The sequence below is a fragment of the Thermoanaerobacterium xylanolyticum LX-11 genome (genome assembly GCF_000189775.2).
Classification (GTDB): Bacteria; Bacillota; Thermoanaerobacteria; order Thermoanaerobacterales; family Thermoanaerobacteraceae; genus Thermoanaerobacterium; species Thermoanaerobacterium thermosulfurigenes.
This window is the reverse complement of record NC_015555.1, coordinates 1,217,592-1,233,090: the sequence shown is the minus strand read 5'-3', so window position 1 is coordinate 1,233,090 and position 15,499 is coordinate 1,217,592. Positions and strand designations below refer to the sequence as shown.

Annotated in this window: 15 protein-coding genes; all 15 read right to left on the bottom strand. The window is 33.9% G+C overall.

The features are described from left to right. Position 1 precedes the first annotated feature (1 nt). Positions 2–1,696, bottom strand: coding sequence for a GspE/PulE family protein (locus THEXY_RS05940; protein WP_013787930.1), 1,695 nt, complete (start codon positions 1,694–1,696; stop codon positions 2–4). Positions 1,697–1,844: 148 nt separating this feature from the next. Further along, the gene (gene aroE, locus THEXY_RS05935) at positions 1,845–2,696 is read right to left on the bottom strand and encodes a shikimate dehydrogenase (RefSeq protein WP_013787929.1); all 852 of its coding nucleotides are present in this window, start codon (positions 2,694–2,696) and stop codon (positions 1,845–1,847) included. Positions 2,697–2,700: 4 nt separating this feature from the next. Beyond that, a complete protein-coding gene (locus THEXY_RS05930; RefSeq protein WP_013787928.1) occupies positions 2,701–3,195 on the bottom strand; it encodes a YqeG family HAD IIIA-type phosphatase in 495 nt (164 codons plus the stop codon). 83 nt (positions 3,196–3,278) lie between these two features. Next, the gene (gene sigK / locus THEXY_RS05925; RefSeq protein ID WP_013787927.1) at positions 3,279–3,974 is read right to left on the bottom strand and encodes an RNA polymerase sporulation sigma factor SigK; all 696 of its coding nucleotides are present in this window, start codon (positions 3,972–3,974) and stop codon (positions 3,279–3,281) included. A gap of 66 nt (positions 3,975–4,040) precedes the next feature. Continuing rightward, on the bottom strand, positions 4,041–5,645 hold the full coding sequence (locus THEXY_RS05920) for a peptidoglycan D,D-transpeptidase FtsI family protein (protein ID WP_013787926.1): 1,605 nt from the start codon (positions 5,643–5,645) through the stop codon (positions 4,041–4,043). Positions 5,646–5,702: 57 nt separating this feature from the next. After that, positions 5,703–6,914, bottom strand: a complete 1,212-nt coding sequence (locus tag THEXY_RS05915; protein ID WP_013787925.1) for a peptidase U32 family protein — start codon at positions 6,912–6,914, stop codon at positions 5,703–5,705. Between the two features lie 4 nt (positions 6,915–6,918). After that, complete coding sequence (locus THEXY_RS05910; protein ID WP_013787924.1) at positions 6,919–7,548, bottom strand: O-methyltransferase; 630 nt, start codon at positions 7,546–7,548, stop codon at positions 6,919–6,921. A gap of 16 nt (positions 7,549–7,564) precedes the next feature. Then, a complete protein-coding gene (gene mltG / locus THEXY_RS05905) occupies positions 7,565–8,590 on the bottom strand; it encodes an endolytic transglycosylase MltG (RefSeq protein ID WP_041592079.1) in 1,026 nt (341 codons plus the stop codon). Between the two features lie 102 nt (positions 8,591–8,692). Further along, entirely contained in the window at positions 8,693–9,022 is a 330-nt protein-coding gene (locus THEXY_RS05900) for a YlbF family regulator (protein ID WP_013787922.1), read from the bottom strand. 12 nt (positions 9,023–9,034) lie between these two features. Then, positions 9,035–10,705 carry a ribonuclease J gene (locus tag THEXY_RS05895; RefSeq protein WP_013787921.1) on the bottom strand — a complete coding sequence of 557 codons (1,671 nt, stop codon included), beginning with the start codon at positions 10,703–10,705 and terminating at the stop codon, positions 9,035–9,037. Positions 10,706–10,853: 148 nt separating this feature from the next. Then, positions 10,854–11,294: a Fur family transcriptional regulator gene (locus THEXY_RS05890; RefSeq protein WP_013787920.1), complete on the bottom strand. Its 441-nt coding sequence runs from the start codon at positions 11,292–11,294 to the stop codon at positions 10,854–10,856. A 319-nt stretch (positions 11,295–11,613) separates the two neighbouring features. Next, positions 11,614–11,919 (bottom strand): DUF1292 domain-containing protein, encoded by a 306-nt coding sequence (locus THEXY_RS05885; RefSeq protein ID WP_013787919.1) that lies wholly within the window; start codon positions 11,917–11,919, stop codon positions 11,614–11,616. A gap of 63 nt (positions 11,920–11,982) precedes the next feature. Next, positions 11,983–12,405 carry a Holliday junction resolvase RuvX gene (gene ruvX / locus THEXY_RS05880; RefSeq protein WP_013787918.1) on the bottom strand — a complete coding sequence of 141 codons (423 nt, stop codon included), beginning with the start codon at positions 12,403–12,405 and terminating at the stop codon, positions 11,983–11,985. A gap of 63 nt (positions 12,406–12,468) precedes the next feature. Beyond that, the gene (locus THEXY_RS05875) at positions 12,469–12,720 is read right to left on the bottom strand and encodes an IreB family regulatory phosphoprotein (protein ID WP_013787917.1); all 252 of its coding nucleotides are present in this window, start codon (positions 12,718–12,720) and stop codon (positions 12,469–12,471) included. 83 nt (positions 12,721–12,803) lie between these two features. Beyond that, positions 12,804–15,437, bottom strand: a complete 2,634-nt coding sequence (gene alaS / locus THEXY_RS05870; RefSeq protein WP_013787916.1) for an alanine--tRNA ligase — start codon at positions 15,435–15,437, stop codon at positions 12,804–12,806. Positions 15,438–15,499: the final 62 nt, after the last annotated feature.

Below are 15,499 nucleotides of genomic sequence, written 5' to 3'. Positions count from 1 at the left end.
GTTAATAAGCATCATCGTATGTAAGGCGTAACATCTCATCTACAGTAGTTACACCTGATAGGACAAGCTTCTTTGCACTTTCTTTAAGCGTATTCATACCATTTGATACAGCTTCATTTAAAATTACATCCGCTGGAGCCTTCTCATTTGTAAGCTCTTTTATCTTAGGCGTCATTATCATTATCTCATATATAGGAACTCTGCCGCGAAAACCAGTCTTATTGCAAACAGCACACCCTTTTGATTTGTACAATTTAAGTGGTTCATCAGTATCTAACCCTAAAATAATCTTTTCTCTTTTGCTAGCATCATATTCTGTTTTGCAGTTATCGCATATTTTCCTCGCCAACCTTTGAGCTATAACACCGACAACAGATGAAGAAATAAGATATGGTTCAATCCCCATATCGATAAGCCTTGTTATGGCGCCTGCAGAATCATTCGTATGTAATGTAGATAATACAAGATGACCTGTTATAGAAGACCTTATGGCTATTTCTGCAGTCTCTCTATCTCTTATTTCACCAATCATTATTATATCTGGATCCTGCCTTAGTATCGATCTTAAAGCAGAAGCAAATGTAAGGCCAGCTTTTTCGTTGACTTGAACTTGATTTAGCCCTTCAAGAGTATATTCAACAGGGTCTTCAACAGTTATTATATTTTTGTCAGGTTTATTAAGCTCATTTAACATAGCATAAAGTGTCGTGGTTTTACCACTTCCTGTAGGTCCAGTAAGAAGAATTATGCCATTTGGATGTTTAAGCAAATTGTCAAATAATTTCATATCATCACTATTTAACCCCAATTTATCTTTTGTTATAATATAACCGCTTTTATCTAATATCCTAAGCACGAGCTTTTCGCCGTAGATTGTAGGCAAAGAAGAAACTCTTATATCTATATTTTTGCCGCTCGCATTCATTTCGATTTTACCATCCTGCGGTATCCTTCTTTCGGCAATATTCATATTGGCCATGATTTTTATTCTGGTGATAACCGGCCCTTGGGTGCTTTTAAATACCCTCATTGCCTCATGCAATTCACCATCGATTCTAAACCTTATTCTTAAGTCATTTTCAGTAGGTTCTATGTGAACATCAGATGCGCGGTTTTTCACCGCTTGCTCGATAATAGAATTTACCAATCTTACTGCAGGTGCATTGTTAATCTCGTCTTCTGAAATATCCTTTAATAAATTGCTGTCGTCTTCAGCGTTATCATGGCTTAGTTCCTTTTTAAAGTCTTGAACAGCTCTTTCAGCTTCTTCTTTTCCAAAAACTCTGTCAATAGCCTTCAATATACCATCTTCGGAAGCAATCAATGGCTTTACATCAAGTTTCGTGACAAGTTTAATATCATCAATAGCAAAGATATTAAGAGGATCTGCCATTGCGACAAATATGCTGTCGTTTTCTTTCTTTATAGGTATGGCAACGTGCCTTTTAGCCATTGACTCAGGTATAAGCTTTGCCACATTAGCATCTATAAATACCTTTTTCATGTCTATATGAGGTATGCCCAATTGAAACTCCAAAGCCTCAATGATCTGCTCCTCTGTTAGGTATCCTTCTTTTACAAGAATTTTACCCAACTTTTCACCAGTCTTTTTTTGTATCTTTATCGCATTATTGAGCTGATTTTCGTCTAAAAGACCAACTTCCACAAGAAGATCTCCCAATTTCTTTTTTATCATCAAGGCCCCTCCAAAATAAATAAACCCGACAATGATGCCGGTTGCGCCACTATATCAATGAGTCATAAAGCGCCCAAATATAGACTCACATCATCTATCTCAATCAAATCTATGAAAATTAAAATCACACACTAAATTATATTCTACATTATTTAACAAAATCCTTCTTTTTAAGAAAATTTAAAATAATTTTTTTATCGAAATTTGCTCCAGTCCAAATTTTAAATGAATCAATTGCCTGATTTATAAGCATATCAAGCCCATTGATGTATTTTATGCGGTATTTCTCCGCATAGCTTAGAAATAACGTCTTTTCAGGATTATATATAATATCATAAACAAATTTCGCTTTTGCAACTACATCTTCTCCAATTGGCGACACATCTACATTCGGATGCATACCGACACTGGTAGCGTTTATCAGTATATCAATCTCATCTAACATATTTAGATCGTTATACGATATTCCTAAACTTTTAATGTTAAAATTATTTTCCATATGAATGCTAAGTTCCTTTGCTTTATCTATCGATCTATTGCATACATATATTGACTTAGCTCCTAAAAGTGCTAATCCTACGGCCACAGCTTTGGCAGCACCACCAGCACCTAAAATAACTGCATTTTTGCCTACAACATCCACGTTGTGTTCTTTTAGCGATTCCATAAAACCTGTTACATCGGTATTGTATCCTTCCAATGAACCACTATTATTTTTTATTGTGTTCACTGCTCCAATAAGTTTTGCTTCATCTGAAATACGATCAAGATACTTTATCACACTTTCCTTATGTGGAACAGTAACATTAAGGCCTTTTATGCCTAATGCTTTTATACCTATAATTGCATCTTTTAAATCTTCTTCATTTACATCAAAAGAAACGTAAACCGAATTAAAATCGAGATTTTCAAAGGCATAGTTATGTATCAAAGGCGATAAACTATGTCCTATTGGATGCCCAATTATACCATAAATGCTTGTTTTAGAATTAATATTCATTTTTTCACACCTTTTTCAGAACCTTTTTTTCTAATTTTCTCATGATTTTAGTCCATCCAAACTCTTCGCTTGACAAAGGTCTTACAAGTATCGTAAAAAGTCCGACTCTATGCCCCCCAAGTATGTCAGTAAAAATTTGATCGCCAATAATAGCAGTTTCATCAGGCGTAGAGTCAAGCATTTCCAAAGCCTTATAAAAAGCAGACTTTCTCGGCTTTATAGCCCATGAAATGCCTTTTACACCTGTATCTTTAGTAAAATTATTAACTCTTTTCGTTGTATTGTTTGATATAAGGCAAACTTTAAAGCCTTTTGACTTCAAAAATTTAAATAAGTTAATTACTTTTCGATCCGGATTTAAAACCTTTTGCGGTACAAGCGTATTGTCAATATCAAAAATCAATGATGTTATTCCTCTTTTTTTTAAGTTTTCAAAGTCTATATCGTATATTGAATTAGCATACATATCTGGTATCAATTTTTTATACAATAAATTCACCCCAAACTTACTTTAATTATACTTTACAAAAAAATAAACTGTCAATATAGACAGCATTTGGATTAAAAAACTTTAGATCACATTTACATCGTCATTTCTTTAAATAACTTGTTTAATGCCTTTTTTTCTATTCTCGATACGTAAGATCTTGAAATCCCTAACATTTTCGCTATTTCCCTCTGAGTTTTTGCACCACCATTTATGAGACCATACCTTAATTCAATTATTAATTTTTCCCTGTTTTTAAGAACACTATTTAACTTGTGGTACAGTTTTTTGACTTGCATTCTTAATTCTACTTGATCACTTACCTCGTCTGTCTCAGTCCCTAAAATATCTATAAGCGAAATCTCATTGCCCTCTTTATCAACTCCTATAGGATCATGCAAAGATATTTCAGATTTTATTTTCTTTTCAGCTCGCAATGACATCAATATTTCGTTTTCAATGCATCGAGCCGCATATGTTGCCAAATGAGTTCCTTTTGAAGAATCATAAGTTAAAATCGCTTTAATAAGACCTATTGTTCCTATGGATATTAAATCATCTACATCTTTACCAGCATTGCTGTACTTTTTAACAACGTGCGCTACAAGCCTTAAGTTTCTTTCTATCAAAATATTCTTCGCTTCTTCATCACCGTTTTTAAAGGCTTCAAAATACTTTCTTTCTTCTTCTGCTGTAAGAGGTTGGGGAAATGAATTAGCATTTGTTAAATAGCCGAAATTGATTATGTCTTTCACGATTGATGTCACAAGCGCTATAAGCGCAGCCAACATAAAGGCCACCTCCACATTTTAAGTCACATATTAAATATATGCAACTTAAAATCTTTGGTGCAAGTCTCATTTATAGTATTTCATTATTTCTTCAGCTATTTGTTTAAATATTGGAGCCGCTTTAATTCCGCCTATATCGCCATTTTTAACAAAGACTGATATTGCATAAACAGGCTCATCATAAGGAACAAAACCAGTAAACCATGCATGATAGATATTTTTCTCCCTGTTTACCTCAGCCGAACCAGTTTTTCCTGCCGACTTATACTCGGTTTCTGCGTTTTTTCCAGTTCCATTTACCACAACATCTCTCATCATTTCTTTTACACTTTCTGCTGTGCTTTCGCTTATAACTCTGTATGAGTCTGCCTTGTGTAGATTTTCTACAATATTGCCATTTTCATCAATAATAGCTTTTAAAAGATTAGGAACATTTCTTATACCGTCATTGGCAATGGTCGCTGCAACATCAGCAGCTTGCAGTGGAGTCATGGTAACATCTCCCTGTCCAATTGAAAGATTTCCTATGCCAGCACCTAATGTATTTTCCAAGGATGGCAATGTGCCAATTTGCTCCTCTATCGGCAGATTATCATCTTTTGTTATACCAAATTTTTTTGCCATTTCTATTATATCGCTGCCGCCTGTCTTTTGCCCAATTTTTATAAATGTCGTATTTGATGAGACTTCAAATGCTTTGATCATGTTAATCAATCCATTTGACTCATCCATAAAATTATGGTAAACCACACCATCGATGTTTATATACGGTTCGTCAATAAAGTTATCATATATGTTAACTTTTTTATTTTCTAATGCAGCAGATGCCACTATTATTTTAAAAATGGACCCCGGGGGATAATCCATTACTGCTTTATTCAGCAATTCTTCGTTTTTACTGTTTAGATAATCGCTAACTTTATTTTGGTCGTAGTTGGGCCTTGAAGCCATTGCCAAAATATCTCCATTTTTTACACTTAAAACAACAGCAGCACCGTTAATATTGTTTTTATCCAAAATATTTTCTACCGCTTTTTGAATATGATAATCGAGTGTTGTCTGAATCGAGTATACATTTTTATCAGTGCTTCTTATTTTTACACCCAATCCTTTTAAATAGTCATTATTGTTGTCTTTAAATACAGCTATAGAATCATATCCATTAGTGCTTAAAATTTTGTTGAATGTGTCTTCCAATCCATAATTAGCGCTACCACTGTATCCTATTATGTGTCTTGCCAATGAATTAGAATCATATCTTTGAGGAATATTCAGTATAAAGATTCCAACAGGCAAATTTCCGTCGTATGTATATCTAACTTTATAACTAAGAATATCTTTGCCTTCATTTAAGTTTCCGTATATTTCACTTTCTGAAATACCAGTTAGTTTATTTATTATTTCTGATGCATTTTTTTTATTGATGATCAATCCAGGGATTGCATACACGTACTTTGTTGAAGTTCTGTCTGTAAAAGGAATTAAATTTCTATCGTATATTTCTCCACGTTTTTTGTCTAAATTCAAACTTTGAATTTTTTGATCTACAGCAATTTTAGCGTATGTTTCACCTTTTACGTATTGTATATAAAAAAGCCTTATCAATAATGATAAGATAAGAAATGTAGTTATGATATTTAAAACAATAAATCTAAGGTTTTTCCTATTCATAAAAAAACTCCTTTCCGGGGTTATTATTTCCCTTAAAGGAGTTTAACATTCACTAAGCTATGCTTTTTTTCTAAGAATGTAATATTTTTCTACCTTCCTCTTTAATGGAATCTTTACAATCATCTGTGGATGCGGTGCAACTCCGATTTCATTGCCTTCTATATCATACATTTTATCAATAGTCTCCACAAACATGTCTTTAGGACCTATGATCTCTATTACATCACCTGAAAAAAATCTGTTTCTTTGCTCTATTACAGCCATTCCACTTTTATCATCGTAATCAATCACCATTCCAACAATATTGTAATTCCTGATGTATGAGGAAGAATCATAATTGTGTGATTCAGAACCAGGTTTCCCAAAATAAAAACCAGTCGTAAAGTCTCTATTGCTGACTTTCCCCAATTCTTCTAAAAGGCCTTCATCAAAAACATATCTATCGCCAAATTCCAGATAATCATCAATTGCTTTTCTATAAACTTTTGTCACAACAGCAACATAATACGAGCTTTTGTTTCTGCCTTCTATCTTTAGACTGGTTGCGCCAGCTTTGATAATATCTGGAATGTATTTTATCATACATAGATCTTTTGAATTCATTATATATGTCCCTCTGTCATCTTCCTCTATTCTCATGTACTGTCCAGGCCTTTTTTCTTCAACAAGATAATACTTCCACCTGCATGGATGCGTACATTCGCCTTTGTTTGCATCTCTTTCTGTTAAATAATTACTTAGAAGGCATCTTCCGGAATACGAAATGCACATTGCACCGTGAACAAAAACCTCCAATTCTAAATCGTTTGGAGTTTTTTGTCTTATCTGCTTTATCTCTTCCAAAGACAATTCTCTAGCCAAAACAATGCGCTTTGCCCCTAATTCATGCCAAAAAATTGCGCTTCTATAATTAACGTTGTTAGCTTGTGTGCTTATATGAATCTCAAGTTTTGGTGCAACTTCCTTGATTATCGAAAATACACCTGGATCAGAAGCTATCACTGCGTCTATTCCAGTTTTACTAACTTCATATATATATTCTGGCAATCCTATGAGATCATCATTGTGAGGAAATATGTTTACAGTTAAATAAGCTTTTTTACCATGATTTTTAACATATTCAACTGCATATTTGATCTCATCCATGCTAAAGCCGACTGTAGCTCTAAGTCCATAATTGTTTCCACCGAAATAAACGGCATCTGCTCCATAATTTATCGCAACTTTTACCCTCTCTAAATCACCGGCCGGTGATAATAACTCAACCATTTTTTCACTCCTTTACGCTTATAGACAAACCATCACCAATAGGAATAATCGACGTAGATATTCCTGTCTTGTTTAAAACATATAAAATAAAATCTCTCATCCTATAAACTATCGTTCTACGCTTATGTTTTACATGCTTTTCAGCAGCAACATAGCCTTTATACAAAATATTATCGCAAATCAAAATACCTCTATCGCTTAATAGCCTTAAAGATTCGTCAAAAAATTCCTTGTAATGGCCTTTCGCTGCATCAATAAATATTAAGTCATACTTTTTATTAAGACAAGGCAAAACGTCCAAAGCATCACCTTTTATAAGTTCAACCCTATCTAATAGAGATGCTTTAAGAAAATTCTCTTTTGCTATCTCAGCCATATCCATGTTTTTCTCGATGGTAAGAATTTTACAATTTTCATGAGCTAATAGCATCACGATAGAAGAATAGCCAACGGCTGTGCCTATTTCTAAAATATTTTCTGGTTGCTTGATTTTTATAATTGTTTCTAAAAATTTCGCAACTTCAGGTTTTATGATTGGAATAAAATTATCACTTGCATAACTTTCGATTTCTTTAAGCAGCCCTTGACTTAAATCAAACAATTGCCTTATAAATTTTATGTCGCTATCTATCATAAACGGCACCTCTAAATCAATTAACCTTTTTTTCCGCATTCAACTGATCTATATAAGTCTTGCTAAAAATATGAGAACCATCAGTTTGAGCTACATAGTAGTAATAGTCATGTTTTGCTGGATCTATAGCTGCTTCTATAGACTTTAAGCCTGGATTGCTAATTGGCCCTATTGGCAATCCATAGTGCAAATAAGTATTATATGGTGAATTAACTTTTAAGTCATCAAGAGATAATTTGTCTTTGTGCTCTCCTAAAGCATATTCCACAGTAGCGTCAATCTGCAATTTCATGTTTTTATTTAGCCTGTTGTATATTACACCAGCGATAAGCGGTCTATCTTTGTCTATTTTAGCTTCTTTCTCAATCATTGACGCTATTATCACAATTTTGTCGGTAGTCATGCCAACATTCGTCTCTTTCCCTTTTATATAAGATTTATATATTTCGTCAAACCTTGACAGCATAAGATTTATAATATCATGAGCACTGGTACCTTTCTTTATAACATATGTGTCAGGAAAAAGATATCCTTCTAATCGATCTGGTCTATCTTTAGGAATATCCTTTAAAAACTCATAATTAAAAACACCATTTTGAGCTTCATTCATAAAATCGCTTTTCTTGACTATACCCATCTGTTGCAAGCGGTCTGCAATCTCACTTACAGTAAACCCTTCTGGTATAGTGAATTTAACAGTATCTAATATAACCTTTCCATCTTTTAACTTCTTAATTATCTCATCCGTAGTCATATTTGAACTTAAAAGATACTTTCCAGCTTTCATTTGAACGCCATCATCGTAAAACTTTGAACGAAAAATAAAAAAACACTCGCTTTTTATTAAGTCTTTATTTCGCAATATCTTAGCAATTTCTACAGTCGAGGAGCCTTGTGGTATGACAACTTCTTTTTTAGTCGGATTATTGTCAACAGGTTTAAATAAACTTTCATAATAAATTGCCGCTGATATGATAAAAAAAACTACAATAACAATCGTAACAAGCGATCTTTTTTTTATTTTCCCCTTTACATTTATCATCATAAGCTCTCCTCAAATCAAAAATCGACACTTTATACAAAGATTATATAATTATATACAAATAAAAACAAGTAAGGTTTTTAGCCCACTTGTTCTTATTTGCTATTTTAAATTAACAACATCCATTATAATCTTTGTAATGTCATCCATTATGCGAGAAAAGCTGTATTCCGCAGCGAGATAACCATTTAATTCAGGATTTAAGCTTAGTATGTCATAAAGCTTTTTTAACATTTCTTCATCTTCTTTTGTTATTTCTTTTCCCGTCAGTTCTTTCGTCTGAATTTCTAATTGTTTTTTTCTAAAATCCTCTAACATTTTTCTATTTTGCTCATTGGACTCAATTTTTTTGAATGCATCTTTAAATGCTTTATATTCAGGCAGCTCTTCTATTGCTCTTTTTAATTCATACGCTTTATCGTATACGTTCATATCTTAATCCTCCTATATTTCCATTATTATAGGCAATATCATTGGATTTCTCTTTGTTTTTTCATATAAAAAGCTGCTTAAACATTCTTTAATCATAGTCTTTATAGACGACCATTCCGTTATATCATCCTTTTCGCACTGTGAAAGAGTTTCTTTAACAAGATTTTTGGCTTCCTCCATCAAATCCTCTGACTCTCTCACATATACAAAACCTCTCGATATTATATCAGGTCCAGCTATTACAGAACCTTTTTCTTTAGATATGGTAACAACTACCACCAATAAACCATCTTGAGAAAGATGTTTCCTATCTCTTAAGACTATATTTCCTACGTCACCAACGCCTAAGCCATCAACCAATACTTTACCTGCAGTTACCGTGCCAGCAATCCGACCTGAATTTTTTGTAAATTCAATCACTGTACCATTATCAGCAATAAATATATTTTTAGGATCCATGCCAAGATCTTCGGCTAACTTTGCATGTTGCTTCAAATGCCTATATTCTCCATGTACGGGAATAAAAAATTGTGGTCTTATTAGTGTGTGGAGCAACTTGATTTCTTCTTGGCATGCGTGTCCAGATACATGTACATCAGCCAATGCATCGTATATTACTTCTGCGCCTTTTTTGAACAGTTGATTTATCACCCTTGATATTAATTTTTCGTTACCAGGTATGGCAGAAGCAGATATTACAACTGTATCACCTGGCACTATCTCAACCTTTTTGTGTTCTGAAGATGCCATCCTTGTCAACGCTGACATGGGCTCTCCTTGGCTTCCGGTGGTAATAATGACCACTTCACCATACGGAAGTTTATTGGCTTCATCGATGTCTATAAGTGTACCTTCTGGTATGCTTAAATACCCTAATTCATTGGCAACATTTATGACATTTATCATGCTTCGTCCTGAAATCGAAACTTTTCTTCCATACTTGTAAGCAGAATCAATTATCTGTTGAACGCGATGAATGTTTGATGCAAATGTAGCTACGATTATCCTCTGTTCAGCTTTTCTAAATATATTGTCAAATGTGTCTCCTACAGTTTTTTCAGACATCGTATAACCTGGTCTTTCTATATTTGTACTATCACACATCATGACAAGAACCCCTTGTTCTCCTAATTCAGCAAATCTATGGAAATCAGCTACTTCTCCACCAATTGGGGTAAAGTCTATCTTAAAATCGCCAGAGTGAAATACAACTCCAACAGGTGTATGAATAGCCAGTGCTGCCGAATCAGCAATGCTGTGAGATGTTCTTATAAACTCTACTCTAAGTTGCCCAAACGTCACTGTCTCTCGAGGTTTCACCGTTACCAATTTGCTATCTCTTAAAAGCCCATTTTCTTTTAATTTGTACTCAACTAAGCCAAGCGTCAAACGTGTCCCATACACAGGCACATTTAATTGCCTTAAAACATAAGGCAATGCTCCAATATGGTCTTCATGCCCATGCGTTAAAACGATAGCTTTAACTTTTTCTTTGTTTTTTAATAAATACGAAATGTCTGGGATGACAAGATCTATACCCAACATCTCGTCATCAGGAAAAGCAAGACCGCAGTCAATGACAATAATGTCATTTCCGTACTCAATTACAGTCATATTTTTCCCGATCTCATTTAACCCGCCCAAAGGTATGATTTTTAATTTTGTCTTATTTGTCAAATACATATCTCCCTTCTTCGCTAATATCGCTAATAATATTTTAACCAACAACGATAAAACATTACCCGTACAACACACTAATTAATTGTATTATACTTTATTTAGTGCTTATCTTCAAGTAGATATAAAAATTAAGCCCGTCAATCTGACAGGCCTAATTTTTATTTTGTTTGCATTTGCTACAATATCCAAAAAATTTCACATTATGATCGATTATTTGAAAATTCTTTGTATTTTCTATCGCTTCTTCTAGGTTTTCTAACAAATCCCCTTCCATCTCTATCACACTACCACATTTTAAACAAATCAAATGGTGGTGTTGATGATCTTCATTGTGATAAAGCTCATATCTGCTGCGTCCATCATCAAAATTTAATTTGTATATTATACCCATTTCATCAAAGAGCTGTAAAGTCCTGTAGACAGTAGCAAGACCTATCTCTGGATATTTTTCCTTTACGAGATCATATATTTCCTCTGACGACAAATGCTTTTCGCGATTTTCTATTATAACGTCAAGTATTGCCCTTCTCTGTGTGGTCAACTTAAATCCTTTTTGCTTCAAATTCTCCTTTATATCATCTATTTCGTTCACTTTTTCACCACCTTACATTTTACCTGTTTATAAAAGTTTATGCATTATATTCTCAATTGTCAACTATTTTTGCAAAAATAAAATTAGCTTTATCATTAATATAACCTTATATTAACACAAAAAAAGATGTATTTTCAATTGAAATTAAAAATATTTTTATAAATCCTTTATTTGCACATAAAGCATCCATCTTTTAAGATAAATAACGTATTTTTTGAAAACGACAATAAAAAAGTTTCGATGGTGTTATTTCCCAGGTAATATTTGTTATTCGAGATGTTTTTGATTAATAAAAAATAGATATACCTTCAAGGTATATCTATTCGTCATCATGATGGTGGTGGCAGTCACAATCATCATCACATTCATATTCTTCCAATAATTCATTGTAAGCTTCTACTACATCATTAAACTCATCTTCGTCATCTATTCCGACAAATATGTCCTCACCATTTTCATCTTGCTCAACTCTCAAAATATACGCATCATCGCTTTCACTGTCTATCGGTGCAACAACAGCATACCTTGTGTCATCAAGTTCAAAAGATGAAATTAGTTCAAAGTCTACTTCATTGCCATTTTCGTCGATAAGCTCAATAATGTCATTATTAAATTCATTATCCAACAAAATCACCTCATTTCTTATACCGATAATCCCATTGTAGTATACAAAAAATTTCCTGTCAAGTTAAATTGATTTCCTTTTGTAATCAAGATACCCTTGTAAAATTATCGTGGCTGCCAGTTTATCTATGACTTTCTTTCTCTTGTCCCTTCTCATGTCAGCATTTTCCACAAGCATCCTATTAGCCTCGACTGTCGTCAACCTTTCATCCCACAACATTATAGGTAAATCAATTTCTTCTTTTAAATACTCCACAAAATTGATCACTTTCTGCCCTTGAGCTCCTATTGTACCATTCATATTTTTAGGAAAACCAACGACAATTTCCTCTACTTTAAACGCATCTATAATCTTCTTTATCTCAAATACATCGTTATCTAAACTTTCTCTTCTTATGGTTTTAATTCCTTGTGCTATAAGCCCTGATGGGTCACTAACAGCAATACCTATGGTTTTATCACCAACGTCTAAACCTATTGTGCGCAATTCTACTCTCTCCATTCACGCATACAATATGCCTCACACTTATAAGACGTGTGAGGCTAAACTCTATTTCTCTAAATAATTTTTAACTAATTCCTCAACTAATTCATCTCTCTCAATCTTTCTTATAAGATTTCGAGCATTTTTATGGCTTGTTATATATGTAGGATCACCTGACAAAATATAACCAACTATCTGATTTATAGGATTATATCCTTTCTCCAACAAAGCATCATATACAGAATTCAGTATGTCTTTTGCTTTACCGTCTTCATTTTCAAAATGAAATCTTACGGTTTCATCATTGCGGTCAACCATTTTTATCACCTCTATGGGATTTTCATTTAATATATTATACGACTATAATATATTAAACTATGAATAGTAGTCAAGTTAAATTTTTATTTAAGTTTTTCAATGAACAAAGATCTTGAAGTTTCTAAAGCTATATTTATCTTTTCTAAATTATTGCCGACACCTTGAGCCATATCAGCTCGTCCACCGCCTTTGCCATCTGCAACTTGGCATATTTCCCTTATGATATTGCCAACGTTAATTCCCCGCTCAATGGCATCTTTCGTCGCCATTCCTACAAAATTAATTTTTTCATCTCTAATTGTAGCAAGTATTATAACAGTGCTTTTTAATCTGTCCTTAAGTATATCTCCCATCATCTTAAGCTCATCTACATCCAAATCATTTAATGTAGCACTAACAAATTTTATTCCATTTATGTCCTCTGCAGAATTAATTAACTTGTCTGACATTGATAACACTACTTTTGATTTTAGCTGTTCCAATTGTCTTTCTAAGTCCTTTATAGTTTGACTTAAATCAGCGATCCTATCCACAATATCTTTTTCATTAACCTTTAGTATCTGTTCTATATTAGAAATTAATTCTCCTTTTTTGTTCAAAAATTCTAAAGCACCTAACCCTGTCACAGCTTCAATTCTCCTAACACCTGCGGCTACACCACTTTCCGCAATGATTTTAAAAGCTCCTATCTGAATAGTATTAGTGACATGGGTTCCTCCACAAAGCTCTTTGCTATAATCAGAAATATTTACGACCCTTACCACATCACCATATTTCTCTTGAAAGAGTGCCATCGCACCTTTCTTGATAGCTTCATCCTGTGACATAATGTCAATCGACACACCGATGCTCTCGTAGATTTTCTCATTAACCTCATCTTCTATCATCTTAATTTCGTAAGCGGTAAGCGCTTGATAATGAGTAAAGTCAAATCTAAGTCTATCTGGCGTAACCAAAGATCCTGCTTGATGTACATGGTCGCCTATAAACTTTCTCAAGGCACTATGCAGTAAATGTGTCGCAGTATGATTTCTTGCTGTGCTCATTCTATTCTTCTCATCTATTATAGCCTCTACTGTATCACCTACATTTAAAATGCCTCTTTCGATAGTGCCAATATGGACAAATTTATTCCCACCAGCTTTTTTGCAATCTTTTATGTTAATATAGACATCTTCACTTTTTATTATGCCGCTGTCTCCAACTTGACCACCGCTTTCTGCATAAAACGGCGTCATATCTAAAATAATATTTACTTCTTCTCCCGCTTCAGCAGAATTAACAAGCTCATCATCCTTTATAATAGCCAAAACTTTTGCATCCGATTTAAATGCCTCATAACCAACAAACTTTGTTTCGATATCTTTCATGGTCGAATAAATATCTTTTTCCCAAAGGGCATTATCTTCTTTTCTACTGCTTCTGGCTCTTAATCTCTGGTTCTCTAATTCCTTTTGGTATCCATCTTCATCTACCGACATGCCAGATTCGCTCAATATTTCTTTAGTAAGCTCAATGGGAAAACCATATGTGTCATACAGTTTAAATGCTTTACTGCCCTCCAATACATTTTTCCCTGAAGCCTTCAAATCATTGATATATCCATCAAGAATATCTAACCCTTGGTCAATCGTCTCTTTAAATCGTTCTTCTTCTTTTTTTATTACCTTTTTTATGTATTCTTTTCTTTCTTGTATTTCAGGGTATGCACCTTTATAATGTTCAACAACAACATCCACTACATCATATAGAAATGGCCTATCAAGTCCTAATAACTTGCCATATCTTGCTGCTCTTCTTAATAATCTCCTTAAGACATATCCTCTGCCTTCATTTGATGGTAATATCCCATCAGATATCATAAAGGTAACCCCTCTAATATGATCCGTAATAACTCTTAAAGATACATCGCTTTTCTTATCAGCACCATATTTTACACCAGCCATTTTACCAACATAATCAGTAATACCGCGAATCACATCAACATCAAATATACTGTCAACCTCTTGCATTATGGTCGCTATTCTTTCAAGCCCCATACCTGTATCTATATTAGGCTTGGGCAGTGGATTGTAGTTTCCTTCTGCATCTTTATCAAATTGTGTAAACACAAGGTTCCAAAATTCAATAAATCTGTCACAATCACAACCAACACCACAGGTAGGCTTTCCACAGCCTTTGTCCTCGCCTCTGTCAAAATATATTTCTGAACACGGTCCACATGGCCCTGTTCCAATCTCCCAAAAATTATCTTCTTTACCCATTCTGACAATTCTCTCTGGTGGAAGTCCAACAACTTTATTCCATATTTCAAAAGCCTCATCATCGTTTTCATAAATAGTCACCCATAATCTATCTTCTGGCAATTCTAAGACTTTCGTCACAAACTCCCATGCCCATGGTATTGCTTCTTTCTTAAAATAATCGCCAAAAGAAAAATTGCCCAGCATTTCAAAAAAAGTCCCGTGCCTCGCTGTCTTTCCAACTCTATCTATATCAGGTGTTCTAATGCATTTCTGACACGTAGTAACTCTTCTACTTGGTGGAATTTCCTTCCCAGTAAAATACGGTTTCAAAGGAGCCATTCCAGCATTGATGAGCAACAAACTTTTGTCATTTTTAGGCACGAGCGAAAAACTTGGCAACCTCAAGTGTCCTTTACTTTCAAAAAAACTAAGATATTTCTCTCTTATCTCATTCATTCCGAGTTTTTCCATATATATCCTCCTTATGCTTACAAAAAAACGCCCTACAAGGGACGGCAGAAACCTTCTCTTTT

Coding starts and splice junctions, on each gene's coding strand:
- THEXY_RS05915 (WP_013787925.1), bottom strand. CDS start 6,914: ATGGTTGAGTTATTATCACCGGCCGGTGATTTAGAGAGGGTAAAAGTT.
- sigK (WP_013787927.1), bottom strand. CDS start 3,974: ATGTTGGCTGCGCTTATAGCGCTTGTGACATCAATCGTGAAAGACATA.
- mltG (WP_041592079.1), bottom strand. CDS start 8,590: ATGATAAATGTAAAGGGGAAAATAAAAAAAAGATCGCTTGTTACGATT.
- alaS (WP_013787916.1), bottom strand. CDS start 15,437: ATGGAAAAACTCGGAATGAATGAGATAAGAGAGAAATATCTTAGTTTT.
- THEXY_RS05940 (WP_013787930.1), bottom strand. CDS start 1,696: ATGATAAAAAAGAAATTGGGAGATCTTCTTGTGGAAGTTGGTCTTTTA.
- THEXY_RS05875 (WP_013787917.1), bottom strand. CDS start 12,720: ATGGTTGACCGCAATGATGAAACCGTAAGATTTCATTTTGAAAATGAA.
- THEXY_RS05910 (WP_013787924.1), bottom strand. CDS start 7,548: ATGATAGATAGCGACATAAAATTTATAAGGCAATTGTTTGATTTAAGT.
- THEXY_RS05900 (WP_013787922.1), bottom strand. CDS start 9,022: ATGAACGTATACGATAAAGCGTATGAATTAAAAAGAGCAATAGAAGAG.
- THEXY_RS05895 (WP_013787921.1), bottom strand. CDS start 10,705: ATGTATTTGACAAATAAGACAAAATTAAAAATCATACCTTTGGGCGGG.
- THEXY_RS05920 (WP_013787926.1), bottom strand. CDS start 5,645: ATGAATAGGAAAAACCTTAGATTTATTGTTTTAAATATCATAACTACA.
- aroE (WP_013787929.1), bottom strand. CDS start 2,696: ATGAATATTAATTCTAAAACAAGCATTTATGGTATAATTGGGCATCCA.